Origin of the sequence: Flavobacterium fontis (genome assembly GCF_900129405.1) — a bacterium.
Taxonomy (GTDB): domain Bacteria; phylum Bacteroidota; class Bacteroidia; order Flavobacteriales; family Flavobacteriaceae; genus Flavobacterium; species Flavobacterium fontis.
The window spans coordinates 176,774-198,276 of record NZ_FQVQ01000001.1 but is presented as its reverse complement, the minus strand read 5'-3'; the positions used below and the strand labels follow the sequence as shown (position 1 = coordinate 198,276).

Below are 21,503 nucleotides of genomic sequence, written 5' to 3'. Positions count from 1 at the left end.
ATGGTAAAAAAAATTTGGTTCATTGTATTGTTTTTATGTGCGCTCAGCACTCTAGCGCAAAATTTGGTGGGAACTATTCCTCTGCATTTTTATTCGAAAACGAATTGTTTTGAGATTGTTGATGATACGAAGTCGCAATTAGCCCTTTGTTTACAAGATGCAGAGCGTATTCGTATTTTTCGTATGACACCACAATTTCAACTGCGCGATTCTTTAACACAGGAGCGTCCGAGCAAAGAGTTTAAATGGATTATGGGGTATACTGTACAAGATAACCAGTATGCTTTGTATTGGATTTCGGGCGAAAAAGACAAACTGGGTTGTCAGATTTTTGACTTTAACACAGGGAAAACTGGATTCAGCACGCTTCCTTACGTTTTGGGAAAAGAAAAGGAAGTTGCCAAAATCAACGCCCATGGTAAACTCTATGTGGTAAGTTGTTTGAAAAACGAAAGTGTACTTACCATTCGAACTTTGGAGGGACCAAAAATTACGCAAAACAAGATTGATCTTACAGGCAAAACTTTTTTAAACTACGAAGGCAAACGGGTTACCTTTTGGGAAATGATGGACGATACCAATACGTTACAAAAGGTTCCTTATTTTCAATTTATCGATGATGAAACTCCGCCCTCGCTTGTTCTTGCGGCGATGTTGAGAAAAAGTTATATTGATGGAGATACGTTAATTTTTACATTTGACAATAACGATTCGGGAACGCAGCTACTGGCCATTCAACTCACGGACTTTAGTTACATCCAAAAACTGTATCCGCAACCCTATGTAGAGCGTCCTGCGGAGGCTACCTATTACCCAATACCGGCTACTTCATTTTATTTTGAAAAACAAATCATTCAGCTCAAAGGCAAATCCGATCGTTTAATGATTACGCACCGAGCCTTTGATGGAACAATTTTAAAATCTTGGGAAATCGTTCAAGACCAAGAGATTGGATTCAAAAACACTGAAATCATTCAAGAAAACGGTTCAATAAACAGTACTCGTGTTTTGGATAAATCCAATCAGCTTATCCGAAAAATAAATAATTTATACCCTTCCATTTCATGTTTCAGACATGGCGAACGGATTGTATTAACCATAGGAGGTGTTTCGGAAGTTAAAGAAAGTCACATGTTTGGTCCTATGTTTGGTCTAATTGGAGCGGCTATTGACTTGGCTATAAACAGCTATTCAAATGACAATTTCAATTCGTATGTCAACCGAAAAATAGTCTATGTTTCAGGCGTTTTTGACAATGAATTCAATGCGCTCAACGAACCCCGTGTCCATTCCTCCTTTGATCGTTTTCGGGAATTTATAGAGGGGAAAAGAATTGACAAAGCCGTCATGTTTACCTTAGGTTCATCGTTATATCTGGGGGCACAAGTTAAAGGAATGGATGGATATTCTTTTTATGAATTTAAAAACTAACTGATGCAGTCTCCCCTCCTAGCCTTTGACGCCGACGATACCTTATGGCATAACGAACCTTTTTTTGATGAGGCACAAGATCGCTTTTGTGAACTCTTTCAGGATTATACTTCCAAACAAGAATTGCTGCAACTAATTTTACAGCATCAAGTCAAAAACCTTCCTTTGTATGGCTTTGGCATCAAGGCATTTATACTTTCAATGATGGAATCGGCACTTGAGCTAACCCACCAGCAGTTGTCGGGAGCAGCCACAGCGAGTATTATTCAGATTGGAAAAGATTTGTTGCAGCAGCCTGTAGAACTCTTACCTGAAGTAGAAGCCGTTTTGCAACAGTTGAAAGCGGCCGACTATCGATTGGTTGTGGCGACCAAAGGAGATTTGAAAGACCAACACCGAAAACTTCACGATTCGGGATTGGGTCACTATTTTCACCATATCGAAGTGATGAGTGACAAAACCGTTTTGGACTATCAAAAAATGTTAGGGCGTTTGGATATAGACGCAGCCCATTTTGTGATGATTGGAAACTCACTAAAATCTGATGTTTTACCCGTATTAGAACTCGGGGGAACCGCCTTTCATATCCCTTATCACACGACTTGGGCGTATGAAAAAATTGATTTTGAAGTGCAACATCCCAATTTTCGAGCCTTGTCGTCCATAACCGAAATACTCCCCTTTTATGTATGATGACCAAAACTAAAATAGCCCTTGCTACTTGGAATCGTCGGGAGCATTTTGAATTCTTTTCACAAATGGAAGAGCCTTTTTATGGCCTGACGAGTCGTGTAGATTGCACAAAAGCTTATGAAAATGCGAAAGCGCTGGGCATCTCTTTTTTTATCTATTATTTGCACAAAACCTTGGCGGCGGTCAATGCTTGTGAACCCTTTCGATGGCGTATCATCGATAAGGAACCGTGGTGTTTTGATCGCATTGATGCTTCGGCTACCATTATGCGCAAAGACGAAACTTTTGGTTTTTCGTGGATGGAATATCATCCAGATATACGGGTGTTTGAAAAAAAAGCCCAAGCCGAAATCGACCGAATTCAAGGCACAACAGGCTTGCTTACACGTAGCTTCCCTGATGAAAATTTAATCCATTTTTCAAGTATCCCTTGGGTGGATTTTGAAGGACTATCGCATGCCCGTGGGTTTCGTTATCCCGATAGTTGTCCGAAGATTTCGTTTGGAAAAATGACCGAAAAAGAGGGGTGTAAAACGATGCCTGTTGCAGTGCATGTGCATCATGGGTTAGTCGACGGTATTCATGTAGGCCGCTTCCTAGATACGCTACAAGCGTTGTTAAATGGCTAATTGATAAAGGTCCAATTCAGTCCGTCGCTAATCACGATCACCGTGCGATTGCTTCCTTCGAACATGTACACTTGATTGGTTCCAACCGTTGAATTTTTTGGAAAAAACATTCCTGCTGTGGTCGTTAACTGCGCCGTAACACTGTTTTGAATGTTTCGAATCACATACACCCGTCCTGGAAAAGCTATAGGACTAGGCAATTGAAATTTATCATCGGTGGCTTGAGGAACTACAGAAATATAAACGCCGTCATTAATGGGAATCGCCGCACCTCCATTGCCCGAACCGTTCCCCGTTAAGGTTACAGTTTTTACCGAAAGATTCCCGTTAATATCGAGTGTACTTAGGGGATTGGTCGTGTTGATGCCTACTTGTGCCTGCAACTGCAAGCTAGCAAACCCCAACAATAATCCGCTAATGATGACTCGAAACAAACGCATGAGTTGCCTTTTACACTATTATTCAAAATAAAAGTATTAAAATTATTTTGACCTGCTAATTTTAATTTGACCGAAAACGTTTTCGTGTTAAAAAAAAATTGGATAATATCCTGAAAAACAAAACGACAGCTCCGAGGAACTGCCGTTTCTATCGAACCTTTGCAAGGTCTATTTCCCGAGGAGAAGAAGTTCATTGGCCACCACCTCTGTGATGTACCGCTTCTCGCCGTTCTTATCGTCATACGAGCGATGTGTCAATTTGCCCTCCACTGCAATTTCTTTTCCCTTGACGACATACTTTTCGACGATCTCGGCCAACTTCCCCCAGGCGGTTACACGATGCCATTCGGTTTGCTCAACCTTTTCACCCCCATCTTTGTAATACACATCGCGGGTGGCCAAGGTGAGGTTTGCCACTTTTTTCCCTTTATCCATAGTTTTGACTTCAGGTTCTTGTCCAACGTGGCCAATTAACTGGACTTTATTTCGTAATGCACTCATACGTTTTCATTTTAAAAATTAATGACTTTTTCTTTCTTACATAAACAAGACTTCTTCCGCGACAATTTCTGTAATGGATCGCTTGTTGCCCTCTTTGTCTTCATAATTACGATAGGTGATTTTACCCGTAACGCCCAGCTCCTTGCCTTTGGTTACGTATTGTTCGATTAGTGAGGCTAATTTCCCCCAAGCGACAACGCGATGCCATTCGGTTTGGGTTACTTTCTCTCCTTCTTCTTTGTAATAGACATCATTTGTTGCTAAGTTAAGATTCGCAACTTTCTTTCCCCCTTCAAAAGACTTGACTTCGGGATCTTGGCCCACATGGCCGATTAATTGAACTCGATTTTTCATGGCTTCAATACTTGGTTAAAACTTAATTTGGCTTACATCAACAGGACAAAATTAGGAAGTGTTGAAAGCGATAGTCGGTAGTATACCATTTACTACCGAATGTAATCGTTTGTAAATAAGTATTTTGCTGTTTTTCAGAGGCGGTTACTGTGAAAGTAGTCGTTTTACAATTTATTCGTTATATTTGACTTGAAAATTGGCTTCCACTCCGTGTAAGGATAGGACCCAGTTTATGTAAAACGCCATATAACCTTTTTATAAACCACGAAAATGAAACGAAATTGCCACGAATGCGGGACACCCTTGATGGGCCGCGAAGACAAAAAATTTTGCAACGATGGATGCCGCAACACATTCAACAACCGAATGAACCGCGACTGTAACAACCTCATGCGAACCGTTCACAATGCCTTGCGCCGAAATTACCGCATCTTGCGTGAACTCCATGACGAAGGAATCCCATCGATGGCCCTAGAGAAATTAGCACAACGAGGTTTTGATTTTAACTACCTCACCCAAATAGTAATGACCAAATCCGGCGAAACCTATCGCTACGTGTACGATCAAGGCTACGTGCTTACGGAAAATTACCGTTTGCAACTCCTGCCTCCGGAGGAATAGGTTGGCCTACATACCATGAAAAAGAAGTTTACCTACCTCTACGAAGCGTTATTTCTGATACTCCTCATCGGGTTGGTTTTTTATCGTCAAATGCCACAAACCTACGACGATCAAGAGCCTGCGCCCTTGGCTGAATTTTCTACGCAACGGGCCTTAGAAAAAGTACAGTACCTCTCCAAACGCCCTCATTATGTAGGTTCCGACGATCATCCGCGGATTCAAAAATACCTGCAACAAGAACTTAAAGCCCTCGGTCTAGAACCGCAATTGCAACGTGGATTTACCCTTACGGAAAAAGGAACGCTGGTAGAAGCCACCAATATCATGGCACGGATCAAAGGGCAAAAATCCACAAAAGCCTTGGTGCTCCTCTCGCATTACGATAGTGCCCCTCACTCCAAATCACTTGGCGCCAGCGATGATGCCTCGGGGGTAGCCACCCTTCTCGAAAGCGTTCGGGCCTTACTTTACAACAAAACGCCGCTACAAAACGATTTGATTCTCCTCTTTACAGATGCCGAAGAATTGGGACTCAATGGCGCAGCACTCTTTGTAACCCAACACGATTGGGCCAAAGACGTAGGACTAGTCATCAACTTTGAAGCACGTGGCACCTCGGGACCAAGCATGATGCTCATGGAAACCACCCATGGGAATCGCGCCATGGTAGAGGCATTTGCCGCCGCCCAAACGCCTTATCCCGTGAGTAATTCGCTGATGTATAGCATCTACAAAATGCTACCCAACGATACCGATCTCACTGTTTTTCGAGAAGCGGGAAAAATTCAAGGCTACAACTTTGCCTTTATCGACAGCCATTATAACTACCATACCGCACAAGATCATTATGCCAATCTATCGCCACTATCGCTTGCCCACCAAGGAAGTTATGTCATGGCGCTATTGACGCATTTTACACAACGGGATTTACGTACGCTTGAACATCCCGAGGAAGACGTGTATTTCTCCATTCCGTTTGGATTTGTGCATTATCCTTTTGCGTGGAATTGGCCGTTGGTCCTCCTTACAGCCATTCTTTTGTTTACCTTCACGTTTATCGGACTCGGGAAACACGTTTTACGCATTGATGAAGTCGTTAAAGGATTTATTCCCTTGGTGCTTACGCTTTTGGTTGCGGGATTGGTCGCGTGGGGTATCGCTACCCTTTTACCCTGGATCTATCCCGATGCCACCACAATACTGCAAGGGTTTACCTATAACGGCCACGACTATATCCATGCGTGTATTGCCTTGACCCTTGGAATTTGTTTCTGGATTTACCGCAAAGAAACCAGTCGTTTTGCCGAAATGAACCGCCTTTTTGCTGGACTTTTTCTTTGGATTATCCTCGGAATGGGACTCGCTTGGAAATTACCCGGCGCCTCGTTTTTACTACTTCCCGTTTTGGGATCAACGCTTATGTTGGGCGCTTTTGTACTCACCCAACAATCCAAAGGACTGTGGAATTTAATTATGGCACTGCCAGCTTTGTTTTTGTTGGTGCCTTTAATTCCTTTATTCCCTGTAGGATTAGGATTGAAAATACTTCCCGGCGCGGCGGTACTTACCGTACTTACTTTTGTGCTTCTTCTGCCTATTTTGGGCGCTTTTCCGTATAAATCCCGTTGGGCTTTTGTTTGCCTCCTCATTGGTATTGCTTTTTTGGGAAAAGCCCATTGGAACGCTTCGTTTACCTCGGCCAAAGCCCGACCCAATAGCTTGTTGTATGTTTTCGACGCCTCGCAAAAAAAGGCCTATTGGACAACCTATGACGAGCGCCCCGATGCCTGGAATCAAGCCTTTTTATCGAAACAACCTCAATCGGCAGCGCCATTAAACCGCAATGCATTGTACAGCAAGTATGGAACGGCCTTCCGATGGATGCATCCGGCGCCTGTTTATGCTTTGAAAGGACCCTCCATTGTATTTGAACGAGATACGGTAAAAGGCAATCGTCGTTTTTATCAAATTCGAATTACCCCCCAACGTCGGGTAAACCGCTATGATATTTTCCTCAAAAATCAAGTGCCCCTTGCGCATGTGAAAGCCAATGGGGTTCGACCGCTAACCTATACCTCCAAAATTGGCGGACAAGCCTCCCATAAACTGCTCAGTTATTATGTTACCCGAAATCAACCCTTGGTGTTCTCGTTTGATGTTCCCGTGGGCGTTGAACCCCAATTGGAATTGATGGAAAGTTCGTTTGACTTGCTTGAGCAACCCCGTATGGGCGTACCACCGCGGCCGAAAAACACACTTCCTATGCCTTTTGTGTTGAATGATGCTGTCGTGCTCATACAACCCGTGCGACCCACTCCACCTGCAATTCTGGCGCAACCATGAAACCCACTATAGGCATTTTAGGCTGTGGATGGCTGGGAAAACCCTTGGCGGAACATTTATTGGCCGAAGGGTATCGCGTGAAAGGCAGTACAACCACTCCCGAAAAGAAGGAAATTTTACACCACTTGGGCATCGAGGCATTCACGGTTACTTTGACCTCAACAGGATGCGAGGGAGAATGGGCCGATTTTATCGCCGATGTTTCCCATCTAGTCGTGGCATTCCCGCCAAAACTTCGGCAATCGCAGGAAGATTCGTATGTGGAAAAAGTGCAACAACTCCTGCAGCAATTACAAAAGACAGCGATTGAAAAACTACTATGGGTAGGATCAACTGGCGTTTTTGGAGAGCAACAAGATTGGGTTGATGACACCACGGTGCCCGAACCCGACACACCCTCGGGAAGAGGACTTTGGGCAGCCGAGCAAGCGATTCATCAGGCGGGGCTTCCGTACACGGGCATTCGGTTGGGCGGCTTGGTAGGCCCCGATCGGCATCCGGTGCAGTATTTATCGGGGCGTCAAAATTTAGAACGGCCTAAAGCGCCGGTGCATTTGATTGCCTTACCCGACTGCATAGGCATTTTGACCCTGTGTTTGCAACAGGAAGCGCGCCAAGGCTTTATCAATGCGGTACACCCCGAGCGCCAGACCCGCGAAGTTTTTTATACCCAAGCGGCACATCACCGTCAACTCCCACCTCCGCACTTTGATCCCCACGACACCCGTGTTGGCAAGCGGATTGCCTGCACTTGGCTTTCGCAACAGCACTATATTTTCGAGCCCCATCTGCCACGCTAACCCAATGAGGTATTTTTCCGGAGAACTTTAGGTATTTTTCCGGAGAAGAAATAGGGTTTTTCCCCTTTATTTGGCTTGGTTATTGAGAATTAATTTCTAAATTTAACATTATAAAAAAGCCGTGATGCATTATTTAGCAACAGGACAAATTTGGTTAGGCGGGTTAATTCCAGTCATAGACAATCCTTTATACACCTCTATCCTAGACGAGTTAAAAGAACAAGAATACGTGATTGAAGAAAGTTGGAACACTACTTTGCCCACCTCATTAATTGCTTTACAAAAAAGTGGAGTCGCAGTTGATGCCGAAGGTTTACCCACCTTAGACCAATGTGAGGCCAATACGGAAGTGCCTTTTCTTGAGAATGAAACCTATTTGAACAAAAAAACAACAACTTAATTTTTTTGGGGTGTGGTATACACACCCCAATACTTTTTAAATCATTATACACCATGAACAGCAAAAAATTAGCATGGCACCGCGAAAACGGGAGATTACAACACCCTAAATTTACAAGACTAGCAACGATTGGGGATAAGAGGGAGGAGTAAACACCGAGAATAACAACAATTGAAATAATAGAAGAAGTACAAAAATCAGCTACTCTACAAAATTTTAAAGTAAAAATTAATTTAGATAATTTCATAGGGCTTAATAAACTTCTAGTTGAATTAGATAATAGAATTTTTCCAACCTATCAAAAAGTTGACATTTATGGTTTAAACACATATTATGCAGATGTTTTTGTTGAATTATCAATACCAAGAGCTGAAGAAAACTTTACTCTAACAACAAAATTATTCAGCAATACTAATTCGTTTATTGACTCAAAAAGAATCTTTGTAAAGGTACAAAATGATGGAAAAGTTAAAGAAACTAATGAGCAAGTTGAAGAACAAATAGTATATAAAAATACAAAAATAGATATTGAATTTTTCTTTAAAGAATATGAGTTAGCTTTCCAAAAAATCAGTGAAGTGCAAAAGAAAAGTTTAATTAAAATTTTTAACGGCGTTGAAAAATATTATGACAATGAAAATAAAATAATAGATTTGAATCAATTGGCTTACATTATAGCTACTACAAAACATGAAACAAATAACACCTTCAATCCCATTGAAGAAGCATACTATTTAAATTGGAAAAATCGAAAGAAATACTTTGAGGATATGTATGATCCTATTTTAGGAAAAAATGAAAAAAGAAGAAAAATGGCAAAGGATAATGGGAATGAATCAGGTGACGGAGTTAAGTATTTTGGTCGAGGATATGCTCAATTAACTTGGAAAAATAATTATATAAAAATGAAAGATAAATTTAAAATTGATTTAGTAAACTATCCTGATTTGGCACTAGACCATGAATTAGCAATAAGTATTCTAATTTATGGCTCAGAAAGTGGAAGTTTTACAGGGTTGAAGTTAAGCAAATATATAAACTCAAAAAGTGTTGACTATTATAATGCTAGACGAGTAATAAATGGATTAGATAAAGCTAAAAAAATCGAAACTTATGCAAAAAAAATTGAAAAGTGTATTAAAATTAAATAAAATCAAAATTCTTATGTTTTTTTTTACAACACATCTAAACTATTCTCAAAACACTACCTTTCATTTTGAGAATAATTCATTTGAGATTGTAAAAGATAATGTTGTAATCTATAAAGATAGTACGAATTTTATTAAAGGGATTTGTAATGACTTTCAAATAATAAAAAGTGATTTCAACAACCAGTTTTACTTATATACTGAAAATGAATGTGTTCAAACAAAAGTAAAAAAATTATATAAAGTGAATTGGATTAAAAACAAGTTTTTGATCGTAAGTAAAGAAATTATAAAAATTAATCAAAAAGCAATTTTTTGTAAAAAGATTTATTTTGATAATTACATTGTTGATTCTTTAATTATAGAAAAGTTAGATTTTGATGATGAAGATATGGTAGCAAATATCAATAAAAAAAATAATAATGAACCTGTTTATTACAAAGGGAAGTTAATAGGAAATAGAGATATTTCGACTGATGAAGTTTTGTATGGTTATCCAATTATCGAAAAATATGATAAAATAGAAAACACTACATATTACAATGATATCGCTTTAATTCTCTATCAAAATCAAATTTATGACGAAGCAATTTTTTTATTAAATAAAATTATTAAAAAAGATCCAAATAATATAGTTGCCTATCTCAACTTAGCCGACTGCTACTGGAATATTAATGAAAAAATAAAGGCAATTGAAAATTATAGATTTTACTCTCATTTAATGAAAAAACAAAAAAAGAGATCTGCAAAAATTCCAAAATATGTAAATGATAGAATAACACAAGTTATTAACTAATATTATAAACTTTACCATTTTAGTAAAGTTCGAAATTACAAATATTATATATAAAGAAATTTTTATAAAACAGCCAAAATTAAATTTTAACCTGTAAAACATCAACACCATGGACACTCACACCCAAAACCGCATTGGCAATGGAACAGTAAGAAGTAGTCTTTTCATTATTCTTATCTTAACTCTTCCTTTAAAAAGTTGTGATAAAAAAAAGAGCACAGGTCTAAAAAAAGTAAGCAATGCAAATACTACCGCAACGACAAACTTTGACACACTTCTCATTAAGAATGACTCGATTACTATTAGAAATAAAAAGAGCTTGGGTAGTATATACTTTAAATCATCTGCTGAAAAAAGCTACGTGTTGTCTCCTACAAATTGCATAGACGAAGAATCAAATTGGGGTTGGAATGTTGCTTTTTCAGCGATGAATGAAAAAGAAAGAGATAAGGCAATATCAAATCTCTCAAATAAATATAGAGACGTTGATTTTGATTTTGTGTTGTATGAAAGCAGATATGATGAATTTTTCTTCAAAATAAAAGAAGAAAATTTATATTTAGTTGGTTATCGGTATACTACTAACAATAAAAGATCTAAAGTTGAAATAAAACAAGGGGAATTTATAGAAAAAGAAGTGAAAAGTGAAAAATTTATAAAGACGAATATACTTGTTACAAAAATGTTTACCAGTGATTTTATTTGTGAATACAGAAATAATAATTTAAAGTATCCATTTACAAATTCTTCTTTGGAAGAATAATATGTTTCTTAACTGTCTGCTTCTGTAACCTTCCCCGTTTTTAGTACAGCCTCATAGAATAAATAACTTTTAGTTCGAAATTTTAACCTGTAAAACATCAACACCATGGACACTCCCACCCAAAACCGCATTGCCCAACTCCATCCGTCGGTACGCGCTGAAGTTAACCAAATCATTCAAGCCTGTGATCAAGCGCTCACCGGGCGGGCCAAAGTGCGAATCACACAAGGATTGCGCACCTTCAAAGAACAAGATGATTTATTTGCGCTCGGGCGAACCCGCGTCAATCCCCAAGGAAAAACCGCCAAAAAACCGCTCGGCAATCGTGTAACTCAAGCCAAAGGCGGACAATCGGTGCACAATTATGGCTTTGCCGTAGATATTTGCCTCATCATCGACGGAAAAACAGCCTCCTGGGATACCGCCAAAGACTGGGACAATGACACCGTTGCCGACTGGTATGAATGCGTGAAAATTTTTGCAAAATTCGGCTGGGAATGGGGCGGCAATTGGAAAAATTTTAAAGATTTCCCCCATTTTGAAAAGAAAGGTTTCAACAACTGGCGCCAATTGATCAAACGCCAACGCGACGCACAAGGTTATGTCATTCTGTAAATAGAAAACGCATGAATAGCTAAATCTATCAAATTAGCATGTCAGAGTTCTGCTTGGTACTGGAATAAATTAAAAATAAGTGAATATGCGGATATTGATGATGAAATAAAAGTATCTGCAGCAATTAATTATCCTGAAGCATTAAATGGATTAGAAAATAATATTGCTAGTATTAACCATTTATCAGAAAGAAAGCTTTATACATACAAACTGAAAGAAATTTTTAATTATGAAAAATGGCATGCTATTGAACGTTAATGGCTATTTGGGATTAATACTAATTTTCCTCATTGTTGTTTCCTGTAAAAAAGACACTTCAATTTCATGTAGCTATTTAGATATAATCGGTGATCAAAAATGGGATACAATAACATTAGAAAGCAATATAAATAAACAGTGTATGCAAGATATTTTTTTTCTAAAAAATGGAAAAAAAGAGAGAATACTTAGCATTTTACCTAGAGTCGATTGTGCTTATGTTTTAACAAAACCAAAGATTGAAATGATTTATTTCGAAGCAAATGAAATTCAATCTAAAGATAAAGGGTTGAGAGTAATGATCCGAAATACTGACTTAGTGCCTGATTACTTCTTTATTGATTTGTTCTATGAAAAGGAATGGATAATTAAAAAATATGGAGTAATGAATACTAATCCAATGGATTCACTTTTTGTCAAATCAAAAAATATAAATAAATCATTAACCTCTGAATTGGGTAATGAGCGTATTTGCAACCCAAAAACACTTTATTCGATTCATTTAAAGAAATAACTACTTCGTATTTTATTCTAAAATCAAACGATTTGATTCCAAAAAAATCCGAAAAAATCATTAGAAACCTTTTTAAAAAACATCCCATTATTATGACCCGTAAAATCACCCTACTCTCCCTTGATGGTGGAGGAATTCGAGGCATTATCTCCTGTATTATCCTAAAATACATCGAAGAACAACTCCAACAACACGATCAACCAGAAGCCAAACTAGGGGATTATTTTGACCTTATCGCGGGAACCAGTACCGGCGGACTCATAACGGCGTTGCTGCTTTGCCCCGATGAACACCAAAAGGCCAAGTTCTCGGTGACTGAAGCGCTACAACTTTATACCGAAAAAGGAGCCTCCATTTTTGACGTATCGTTTTGGGACAAACTCCTCAACCCGTTTGGGCTATTCAAAGAAAAAATCGACGACACGCCTTTAGAACAAGAATTGGCGCGTGTGTTTGGTTCACTCGAACTGCGGCACCTTATCAAACCCTGTCTCATTACCGCCTACGACATCTCCGCACGAAAGGCCACCTTTTTTACAAGCCACAACGCCCAAAATCCTATTCGCAACTTTCGCGTAACCGACGTCTGCCGCGCTACCGCCGCCGCGCCTTCTTATTTTGAACCGGCGCAAGTGGTTTCACTCTCGGGCGAACAGTTTACCCTTATCGATGGCGGAGTCTATGCCAACAATCCCGCTTTGTGTGCTTATGCTGAAGCGCGAAAAATTCCCTTCTCCAAAGTACTCAATCACCCCGATAAACCCGATTATCCCACGGCCAATGACATGATAGTCGTTTCGGTGGGAACAGGAACGGTGTTGAAATCCTATGCCTTTGACGATTTTAAAAATGCGGGAAAAGTCGAATGGATCACACCGCTTATCGACATCTTGTTGTCCTCCAACGTCGAGACGGTCAATTACCAAATGCAAAAAATGTATGAATCCCTTGGAAATGAAAACACACAGCACTATTTCCGGTTAATGCCCGAACTCCTGAAAGCGTCCTCCGAAATGGATGATACTTCTCCCGAGAATATTCAAAACCTCATTCAAGACGGACTGACCTTCGTTCGAAAAAATCAAGCCCAACTCGATCGCATTGTCCAAAAACTTCTCGACAACCGCTAAGAAACCTAATCCCTATCCAAACAAAAGGCCGCTCTTTGGGAACGGCCTTTTACCTAAATATACGTTGGATTTACCATATTTTTACCCGCTTCTCAGGCGCTAAGTACAATTTGTCATTTTCCTTAATATTGAACGCTTGGTAAAACGCATCAACATTGAGTAACGGTACATAAGCCCGGTACATTCCAGGGGAATGCGGATCGGTTTTCACCTGATTCTTAATCGCTTCGTCGCGCATTTTGGAGCGCCAAATCGTAGCCCACGAAATAAAGAAACGCTGTTCGGGGGTAAATCCATCAATCAACCCCGGATTTCCATGGTCTTTCAAATACAATTGTAACCCGTCGTAGGCTGCGTTCACCCCGCCCAAATCGCCAATATTTTCCCCTAAGGTAAATTTACCATCCACAAAAGTTCCCGGCAAGGGTTGCAACGCACTGTATTGATCGGCCAAAGCCGTTCCCAATGCGGTAAACTGTTTTAAATCCTCATCCTTCCACCAATTGATCAAATTCCCGTCGGCATTGTAGCGCGCCCCTGAATCGTCGAACCCGTGCGATATTTCATGCCCAATAACAGCCCCTATACCCCCAAAATTCACCGCATCATCGGCCTTATAATCGTAAAAAGGCGGTTGTAAAATAGCCGCTGGAAACACAATTTCATTATACGACGGATTATAATACGCATTCACCGTTTGCGGCGTCATCCCCCAACGGGTTTTATCGACGGGCTTGCTTAAATCGTCGATGTTGTTTTGGAAATTCCAGCGGGACACATTCTCCATATTTTCAAAATATGAACCTCCGTCGGCCAAGGCTTTGATTTCCAATTTGGAATAATCTTTCCATTGATCGGGGTATCCAATTTTTACGGTCGACTTGCGCAATTTTTCAATGGCACCCACACGGGTTTCAGGAGCCATCCAAGGCAAGTTATTGATGCGGTTTTCAAAAGCACGGAAGACGTATTTGATCATTTTTGCCGCTTTCTCTTTGGCTTCAGCTGGGAATTTTTGCGCTACATACAATTTGCCTAAGGCTTCCCCCACCGTACTGTTGACGACTTGAAGCGCACGCTCCTCGCGGGGACGTTGTTTTTTGGCGCCTTGTAAAGTTTGACTGTAAAACTCCCAGTTGGCCCGTTCGATATCGGTCGTCAATTGATCGGCATAACGGTTCAAAAGGGTCCAACGCAAATACGCTTTCCAAGCATCGACTTCATTGGCCTGAAAAAGGGTTTCCAAAGCGGCCATGTATTTGGGCTGCGATACAATCACAGTGTCGATACGCTTGATGCCCGCACCCATGATGTAATTGCGCCAATTGACCGATGGCGTGAGGTTTTGCAATTGCAAAATATCCATGGGATTATACGATTTTCTGCGGTCGCGGCGTTCAACACGGTCAAAACGCGGTTGCGCCATGGCCGTTTCCAAAGCCAAAACACGGGCAGCATCGGCTTGCGCTTTGGCCTCTGACAAACCGAGGTATTGCAACATACGGGCAACGTGAGCCACATATTTTTGGCGTTTTTCTTTCGAATCTGCATCTTCCGATACGTAGTAATCCCGGTCGGGCAATCCCAAACTTCCGGGTCCAATACTCAACACATTTTTGTTGCTATTTTTGGCATCTGCACCCACAAACATGCTGTAAAATCCAACGCCGCCAAACGGCAAACGATCTATCATTAACTTGTTTAAATCGTTGACATTTTTTACCGCATCGATTTGCGCTAAGGTCGCTTTCAAAGGTTGAATGCCGCGTTTGTTGCGCGCCAAAGTATCCATATAGGTTTTGTATACGTTGACGGCTTTCGCTTGATCCGATTTAGGGTCCAACTTCTTGTCTTTGGCCGCTTGTTTAAGAATAGCCAAAGCGTCTTTGTCGGTATTCTGACGCAACTCATCAAAACTTCCCCAGCGGGTTCGGTCGGCGGGAATCTCGGTTTTGTCAAACCAAGTGCCGTTTACATACCGAAAGAAATCGTCGCCGGGTTTGACCGACTTGTCCATCAAGTCCAAATGAAGACCTGGCTTATTTTGTGCTGCTGCTGTATCCAAAGCCAAACAAGCGGCTACGGTGGCAGCAAAAGTGAGTAGATTGTGTTTTTTCATACCGTGTTTCGTTTAGTTTTCCCAACAAAGCTATCAAAATATTGATTGAATAGTTGTTAAATTCAGTATAATCCTCTGGGGAAATCGGTTGAATTCGGCAGGGGTTTGTACTTTTGCCAAAATTTTCAGCATGGGCACCTTTTTCCAAAAATACCGCTTTTTTATCCTCTTTTTTGTGCTGTTCTCCATCATCACCGTGAGTGCTTTTTATTCGGTTTTAAAACCCAAAAAAAACCTCCCCATTTACACTCCAAGCGATGTCAATCCAGAGTTGGTCGACACCACAGTGCAACATGTGGCATTAGAACACCGCATCGGATCGTTTGCCTTTACCAATCAAAACGGGAAAACGATTACTGATAAAGACTATGAAGGGAAAATTTATGTAGCCGACTTTTTCTTTACCACATGTCCAACCATTTGTCCCAAAATGACCAATAACATGGCTTGGTTACAGGAAAAAATCAAAAACAACCCCAAAGTTCAATTGCTCTCTTTTTCGGTGACTCCCGATATCGACAGTGTTCCCGTTTTGAAAGCCTATGCGCAAAAAAAAGGAGTATTGGACCACAAATGGAACCTGCTCACAGGCGATAAAAAAGCAATTTACTACTTGGCACGCAAATCATTTTTGGCCGTAAAAACAGGCAATCCCAAGGAATTATACGATATGGTGCACACCGAAAATTTTGTGCTCGTCGATGCCCAACAACGCATCCGCGGCTTTTATGACGGCACCAACCTCGACGGCCCTACCGAACCGGGGGTAAAAAATGTACAGCAATTGTGGGAAGATATTCAGTTTTTATGCGAACCCCAAGAATGAATGTCAAACAAAACATAATTTTTTGGCAGAAACCCCATTTTCCGTTCGATTTGCGTATTTTTGTATTTTAATTCAATCTAAATAAAGTGAGTGAGACCTTAGCCGACATGAAAATCGGGCAGCAAGCGACCATCGTCGAGTTTAACATCGATACCATTCCCTTGAAATTACTTGAAATGGGTTGTCTTCCGGGCAATCGCGTTGAATTGTTGCAAATCGCTCCTTTGGGAGATCCGCTTTATTTTACCATCAACGATTCGCACGTGGCCATTCGTATCGAGACGGCTCGGCAAATAGAAGTGACATTCTAACGACTTACCATGGCGGAAAAAACGATAAAAGTAGCTTTAATTGGGAATCCCAACACCGGTAAAACATCGGTTTTTAATCAACTTACAGGGTTAAAACAACAAGTGGGAAACTACCCCGGAATTACCGTTGAAAAGAAAATAGGGTATTGCCGATTGAATGAAACTACCCGCGCTACCATACTCGATTTACCCGGTACGTATAGCTTGAATGCGAGTTCAATCGACGAAAATGTGGTGATCGAACTTTTATTGAACCGCAAAGACGAGAATTTTCCCGATGTCGTGGTCGTGGTTTCTGAAGTAGAAAACCTCAAGCGAAATCTACTCCTTTTTACCCAAATCAAAGACCTAGAAATTCCTACCATTTTGGTCATCAACATGAGCGACCGAATGAAATTGAAAGGCATCGAATTGGACATTCCGTATTTGGAAGCCCAATTAAAAACCAAAATCGCCTTGACGAGTTCCCGAAAAAATATTGGTATCGAAGAAATCAAGCAACGCATCCTTGAGTATCAATCCTTACCCACTGAACCGTGTTTGAATGCCTCCTCCATTGACCCCGAATACTTTGATAAATTGCGCAAAGCCTTTCCCAATCAATTGGTGTACAAACTGTGGTTGGTGATTACGCAGGACGTTAATTTCTTGAATTTGGAGCGGAACGAAATGAAAAGCTCGTTCACCAAATCGCATACGGAACTCCGACGGTTGCAACAAAAAGAAACCATCAAACGGTATCAGTTTATCAACGATACCCTAAAAGTGGGACAAACTATCGACCGATCCAAAGCGGGCAACATCAGCGCACGCCTCGATCGCATACTTACCCACAAAATCTTTGGCTACCTCATTTTCTTTGTGATTCTCTTTGGCATCTTCCAATCGATTTTCGACTGGTCAAGTGTTCCCATGGATTTTATCGACGAAAAATTTGCCCAACTCGCTACCTACACCGCCACCCATTTGCCCCCCGGCGAATTCACCAATTTGATTACCGAAGGGATTATCCCGGGTATCGGTGGGATTCTTATTTTTATTCCACAAATCGCCTTTTTATTCCTCTTTATTTCCGTCTTGGAAGAAAGTGGTTATATGAGTCGCGTGGTGTTTTTAATGGACAAAATCATGCGGCGCTTTGGCCTCTCTGGGAAAAGTGTAGTGCCGTTAATTTCAGGAACCGCCTGTGCTATACCCGCTATCATGGGAGCGCGCAATATTGAAAATTGGAAAGAACGCTTGATTACCATTTTGGTCACGCCCTTTATTACTTGCTCTGCCCGATTGCCCGTATATGCCATTCTGATTGCCCTCATTATTCCCGAGAAACATGTTTTGGGATTCATCAGCCTTCAAGGACTTACCCTGATGGTATTGTACCTGTTGGGCTTCGGTATAGCGTTGTTGTGTGCCTTTATTTTGCATAAGGTTTTGGACCTGAAAACGAAGTCCTACTTTGTGGTGGAAATGCCCGGGTACAAAATTCCAATGGCCAAAAACGTGGGCATCAATGTGGTCGAAAAAACCAAATCATTCGTCTTTGGAGCCGGAAAAATTATTTTAGCCCTATCGGTCATTCTCTGGTTTCTTGGCTCTCACGGCCCCGGTGACGAATTTAAAAATGCCGAAAAAATCATCGAACAAAAGGTTTATAATTCCCCCGTGCCTGTCAATCCCGCTGTGATTCCCAATTGGACCGCCGAATACAAATTGGAACACTCCTATATGGGTATCGCAGGGAAAATGATCGAACCCGTGATTGAACCGCTCGGCTACGACTGGAAAATTGGCATTGCCGTAGTCAGCTCATTTGCCGCACGGGAAGTCTTTGTGGGCACCTTAGCCACCATTTACAAAGTGGGCGATCAAAGCGAAGAAGAAACCACCATCAAAGAACAAATGCGCCACGAAATTCACGAAGACGGCAGTCCGGTGTTTAACTTGGCAAGCGGCATCTCTCTGTTGCTGTTTTATGCCTTTGCTATGCAGTGTATCAGTACCCTCGCCATCGTAAAAAAAGAAACCAATTCGTGGAAATGGCCCATGATTCAATTGGTTTTTATGAGCGGTATCGCCTACGTTTCGGCCTTGGTTGCCTATCAGTTTTTAAAGTAATTCGCTATGGGTATACAAGAAATTTTTGTCTACTTGGCCTTGGGCATCGCACTCGCTTATCTCTTTGAGCGCTTTAAAAAACGACCCAAGAAAAAAGATAAAGACTGCGGCGATGGAAATTGTGGCTGTTAATTTTTAGGGCAATCCCCCGAGATAGCGCCTTTCGTAGCCAACCCATTCCTGCACCTCGGGGTCGGGTCTTCCGTTGCAATGCCGCCGCTTTGTTCCGCCGCGGACGGGATTTCCACTCCACCCCCTATTGCAATAGCTGCCTCGAAATCAGCTTGTTATTCGCCAAAAAAAAACACATTGTAAAACACCGCTTTTTCCACTGACTTTAAACAAGAATTAAATTTAATATTATTTTTATTTAAACTTTGTCTAAATAAGAATAAGGATGTATCTTTGCCGAAAATTTTCAAAAACATGCGTATTATTGCCCCCATATTGGCTGGACTTTTACTTACCGCAGCGGCAACACAGGCCCAAGAAGTGAAAAAAGATACAGCGACTGTTACCCTCGATCAAGTCATCATTTTCATCAAAGAACAAACCCCCGATCGCATGCCTGCTGTACAGCAACAAACCATCTATTCGGGTAAAAAAAATGATGTTTTACGTCTCAACGAAATCAATGCCAACCGCACCACCAACAATGCCCGAGAACTGTTCTCACGCATGGCAGGGGTTTCGGTTTGGGAAAACGACGGTTCCGGAATTCAAGTCAACGTGGCTGTACGTGGATTAAGTCCCAACCGCAGCTGGGAACTCAACACACGTCAAAATGGTTACGACATTTCCTCCGACGTTTTCGGATACCCTGAAGCCTATTACAATCCGCCAATGGAAGCGGTAGAACGTATCGAATTCATTCGTGGCGGGGCTTCGTTGCAGTTTGGACCCCAATTTGGAGGAATGATTAACTATGTATTGAAAAAAGCACCGGAGAAAAAATTTAGCTACGAAACCCAAAATACAGTGGGAAGTTTTGGCCTAGTCAGCAGCTTCAATGCGATTGGTGGAAAACACGGAAAATTCACGTATTACGCCTACCACCATGCCCGTAGAGCCGATGGCTGGCGCGACAATACAGGATATCAAATTCGCAATTCCTTTGTCAACTTGGGCTACGAATTTGCACCGCATTGGAAAGCACAAGTAGAATTTACCACCATGGATTATGAATTGCAACAACCTGGCGGTTTAACCGATGCGCAATTTGCAGCCGATCACCGTCAATCGTTACGCGATCGCAACTGGATGGGTACGCCTTGGAACTTGGCTACCATTACGATTACAGGACGCTGGAGTCCAAAAATTACTACCGATTTTAAATTATTCGGACTCTATGGCGAGCGCAATAGTGTGGGATTCACTGCAGCACCCAACGTAGTAGATGCCATAAACCCCACTACTTTAGCCTATGCCAACCGTCAAGTAGACCGTGATCGTTATGTTAACTTCGGGTTGGAAAACCGTTCGCTTTGGAACTATGCTCTGGGGAAAACACAACATCATTTGGCTTTTGGTTTCCGTTTGTATCAAGCCGACACCAACCGCAGACAGCGCGGTACAGGAACTAATGTTAGCGATTTTGACCTCACCGTTAGCGATCGTTATCCGAGAAACTTAGACTTTACCACGCGTAATATTGCCCTTTTTGCCGAAAATATGTTCCAAATCACCCCGGCTTGGACTGTAACCCCAGGCGCGCGTTTGGAAATCATTGAATCGGTAGGTTCAGGATTGTTCAACCGTGTGAGCGGTAACGACGTATTGATGCCCAATCAAGAGTTAAACCGCACCCAACTCTTGTTAGGTTTAGGTACCGAATACCGTATCGGAACGACAAATGTGTACGCAAACATTTCCCAAGCCTATCGCCCGGTTTTATTCTCTGATCAAACACCACCAGCCACGACCGATGTGATCGATCCTAACCTACAAGATGCCAACGGATACACCCTCGATTTGGGATACCGTGGTACGTATAAAAACTGGATTAACTTTGATGTTTCCTACTTTTACATGGTGTACAACAACCGCATTGGTACGTTAAACCGCTTTATCAACGACGACCCCACGCAGGCTGCTTTTGCCTTCCGAACCAACTTGGGTAAAAGTATCCACAAAGGAGCCGAACTGTACGGAGATATCAGTTGGTTTGATGTATTTGGAGCCCCAAAAACATGGGGTAAATTGAAAACCTTTGCCAGCAGTGCCTTCATCAGTGCCCGTTACGATGATTTTGCCGTAACGAGTGTCAGCGGGACTGCTCCTAACGTAACCATTACAACGACCAATTTAGCTGGTAAACGCGTTGAAAACGCCCCCGAATTCATTCACAACTTTGGTATCAGTTGGGAATACAAAAAAATCTCCATCAGTGCACAACAACGTCAAAACGGCGCAGTATATACCGATGCGCAAAATACCGTAACACCCACAGCCAACGGGGTAAACGGCCGTATCGGTGGATACAAAGTAATCGACTTAGGAATGGAATACCGATTCCGTAATTACAACCTTCGTGGAGGAATCAACAACCTTACAAATGAGAAATACGCGACACGACGCGCAGGTGGCTATCCCGGACCAGGATTGTTGCCAGGAGAGGGACAAAGTTTTTACGTTTCGATTGGGGCTAAATTTTAATCCCAACTATTCATAAAAAAAGGCAGCGATAAAGCTGCCTT

22 protein-coding genes are annotated in these 21,503 nt (G+C 41.5%); 18 read left to right on the top strand and 4 right to left on the bottom strand.

Translation table 11 applies throughout. The features are described from left to right. The 3 genes from BUC17_RS00935 to BUC17_RS00925 are packed head-to-tail and all read left to right on the top strand — an operon-like array spanning nt 1 to nt 2,753. Entirely contained in the window at nt 1–1,431 is a 1,431-nt protein-coding gene (locus BUC17_RS00935) for a hypothetical protein (RefSeq protein ID WP_073360507.1), read from the top strand. Nucleotides 1,432–1,434: 3 nt separating this feature from the next. Then, nucleotides 1,435–2,124, top strand: coding sequence for an HAD family hydrolase (locus tag BUC17_RS00930; protein ID WP_073360505.1), 690 nt, complete (start codon nt 1,435–1,437; stop codon nt 2,122–2,124). After that, entirely contained in the window at nt 2,124–2,753 is a 630-nt protein-coding gene (locus BUC17_RS00925) for a chloramphenicol acetyltransferase (protein WP_073360503.1), read from the top strand. The genes BUC17_RS00930 and BUC17_RS00925 overlap by 1 nt, the downstream gene beginning before the upstream one ends. On the opposite strand, the gene BUC17_RS00920 is transcribed toward BUC17_RS00925, so the two are convergent. The 3 genes from BUC17_RS00920 to BUC17_RS00910 form a co-directional block, all read right to left on the bottom strand. After that, nucleotides 2,750–3,193, bottom strand: coding sequence for a hypothetical protein (locus BUC17_RS00920; RefSeq protein ID WP_073360501.1), 444 nt, complete (start codon nt 3,191–3,193; stop codon nt 2,750–2,752). The genes BUC17_RS00925 and BUC17_RS00920 overlap by 4 nt on opposite strands. Nucleotides 3,194–3,361: 168 nt before the next feature. Then, entirely contained in the window at nt 3,362–3,694 is a 333-nt protein-coding gene (locus BUC17_RS00915) for a single-stranded DNA-binding protein (RefSeq protein WP_073360499.1), read from the bottom strand. A gap of 36 nt (nt 3,695–3,730) precedes the next feature. After that, nucleotides 3,731–4,048 (bottom strand): single-stranded DNA-binding protein, encoded by a 318-nt coding sequence (locus tag BUC17_RS00910; protein WP_353088504.1) that lies wholly within the window; start codon nt 4,046–4,048, stop codon nt 3,731–3,733. A 270-nt stretch (nt 4,049–4,318) separates the two neighbouring features. Between BUC17_RS00910 and BUC17_RS00905 the strand changes: the two genes are divergently transcribed. The 10 genes from BUC17_RS00905 (at nt 4,319) to BUC17_RS00860 (ending at nt 13,436) form a co-directional block, all read left to right on the top strand. Then, a complete protein-coding gene (locus BUC17_RS00905) occupies nt 4,319–4,669 on the top strand; it encodes a hypothetical protein (protein WP_073360495.1) in 351 nt (116 codons plus the stop codon). 15 nt (nt 4,670–4,684) lie between these two features. Continuing rightward, nucleotides 4,685–7,012, top strand: a complete 2,328-nt coding sequence (locus BUC17_RS00900; protein ID WP_073360493.1) for a M28 family peptidase — start codon at nt 4,685–4,687, stop codon at nt 7,010–7,012. After that, entirely contained in the window at nt 7,009–7,812 is an 804-nt protein-coding gene (locus BUC17_RS00895; protein WP_073360491.1) for an NAD(P)H-binding protein, read from the top strand. Before BUC17_RS00900 ends, BUC17_RS00895 begins: the two co-directional genes overlap by 4 nt. 124 nt (nt 7,813–7,936) lie before the next feature. After that, a complete protein-coding gene (locus tag BUC17_RS00890; protein WP_073360489.1) occupies nt 7,937–8,212 on the top strand; it encodes a hypothetical protein in 276 nt (91 codons plus the stop codon). 578 nt (nt 8,213–8,790) lie between these two features. Continuing rightward, on the top strand, nt 8,791–9,363 hold the full coding sequence (locus tag BUC17_RS00885; RefSeq protein WP_200798308.1) for a hypothetical protein: 573 nt from the start codon (nt 8,791–8,793) through the stop codon (nt 9,361–9,363). After that, complete coding sequence (locus BUC17_RS00880; RefSeq protein ID WP_073360487.1) at nt 9,326–10,156, top strand: tetratricopeptide repeat protein; 831 nt, start codon at nt 9,326–9,328, stop codon at nt 10,154–10,156. Before BUC17_RS00885 ends, BUC17_RS00880 begins: the two co-directional genes overlap by 38 nt. Nucleotides 10,157–10,265: 109 nt before the next feature. After that, nucleotides 10,266–10,919: a hypothetical protein gene (locus tag BUC17_RS00875; protein WP_073360485.1), complete on the top strand. Its 654-nt coding sequence runs from the start codon at nt 10,266–10,268 to the stop codon at nt 10,917–10,919. Between the two features lie 105 nt (nt 10,920–11,024). Next, entirely contained in the window at nt 11,025–11,534 is a 510-nt protein-coding gene (locus BUC17_RS00870; RefSeq protein ID WP_073360483.1) for a M15 family metallopeptidase, read from the top strand. 229 nt (nt 11,535–11,763) lie between these two features. Beyond that, a complete protein-coding gene (locus BUC17_RS00865; protein WP_073360481.1) occupies nt 11,764–12,306 on the top strand; it encodes a hypothetical protein in 543 nt (180 codons plus the stop codon). 92 nt (nt 12,307–12,398) lie between these two features. Beyond that, entirely contained in the window at nt 12,399–13,436 is a 1,038-nt protein-coding gene (locus tag BUC17_RS00860; RefSeq protein ID WP_073361170.1) for a patatin-like phospholipase family protein, read from the top strand. Nucleotides 13,437–13,506: 70 nt separating this feature from the next. Here BUC17_RS00860 and BUC17_RS00855 read toward each other — a convergent pair whose 3' ends face one another. Further along, nucleotides 13,507–15,555: a M13 family metallopeptidase gene (locus tag BUC17_RS00855; RefSeq protein ID WP_073360479.1), complete on the bottom strand. Its 2,049-nt coding sequence runs from the start codon at nt 15,553–15,555 to the stop codon at nt 13,507–13,509. 130 nt (nt 15,556–15,685) lie between these two features. Between BUC17_RS00855 and BUC17_RS00850 the strand changes: the two genes are divergently transcribed. The 5 genes from BUC17_RS00850 to BUC17_RS00835 all read left to right on the top strand — a co-directional run bounded on the left by BUC17_RS00850 (nt 15,686) and on the right by BUC17_RS00835 (nt 21,462). Then, nucleotides 15,686–16,381, top strand: a complete 696-nt coding sequence (locus BUC17_RS00850; RefSeq protein ID WP_073360477.1) for an SCO family protein — start codon at nt 15,686–15,688, stop codon at nt 16,379–16,381. A 107-nt stretch (nt 16,382–16,488) separates the two neighbouring features. Beyond that, the gene (locus BUC17_RS00845; protein ID WP_073361168.1) at nt 16,489–16,692 is read left to right on the top strand and encodes a FeoA family protein; all 204 of its coding nucleotides are present in this window, start codon (nt 16,489–16,491) and stop codon (nt 16,690–16,692) included. Between the two features lie 9 nt (nt 16,693–16,701). Further along, a complete protein-coding gene (feoB, locus tag BUC17_RS00840; RefSeq protein ID WP_073360475.1) occupies nt 16,702–18,807 on the top strand; it encodes a ferrous iron transport protein B in 2,106 nt (701 codons plus the stop codon). A gap of 6 nt (nt 18,808–18,813) precedes the next feature. Continuing rightward, nucleotides 18,814–18,939 carry a FeoB-associated Cys-rich membrane protein gene (locus BUC17_RS13945; RefSeq protein ID WP_143161676.1) on the top strand — a complete coding sequence of 42 codons (126 nt, stop codon included), beginning with the start codon at nt 18,814–18,816 and terminating at the stop codon, nt 18,937–18,939. Between the two features lie 294 nt (nt 18,940–19,233). After that, nucleotides 19,234–21,462, top strand: a complete 2,229-nt coding sequence (locus BUC17_RS00835; RefSeq protein WP_073360473.1) for a TonB-dependent receptor family protein — start codon at nt 19,234–19,236, stop codon at nt 21,460–21,462. Nucleotides 21,463–21,503: the final 41 nt, after the last annotated feature.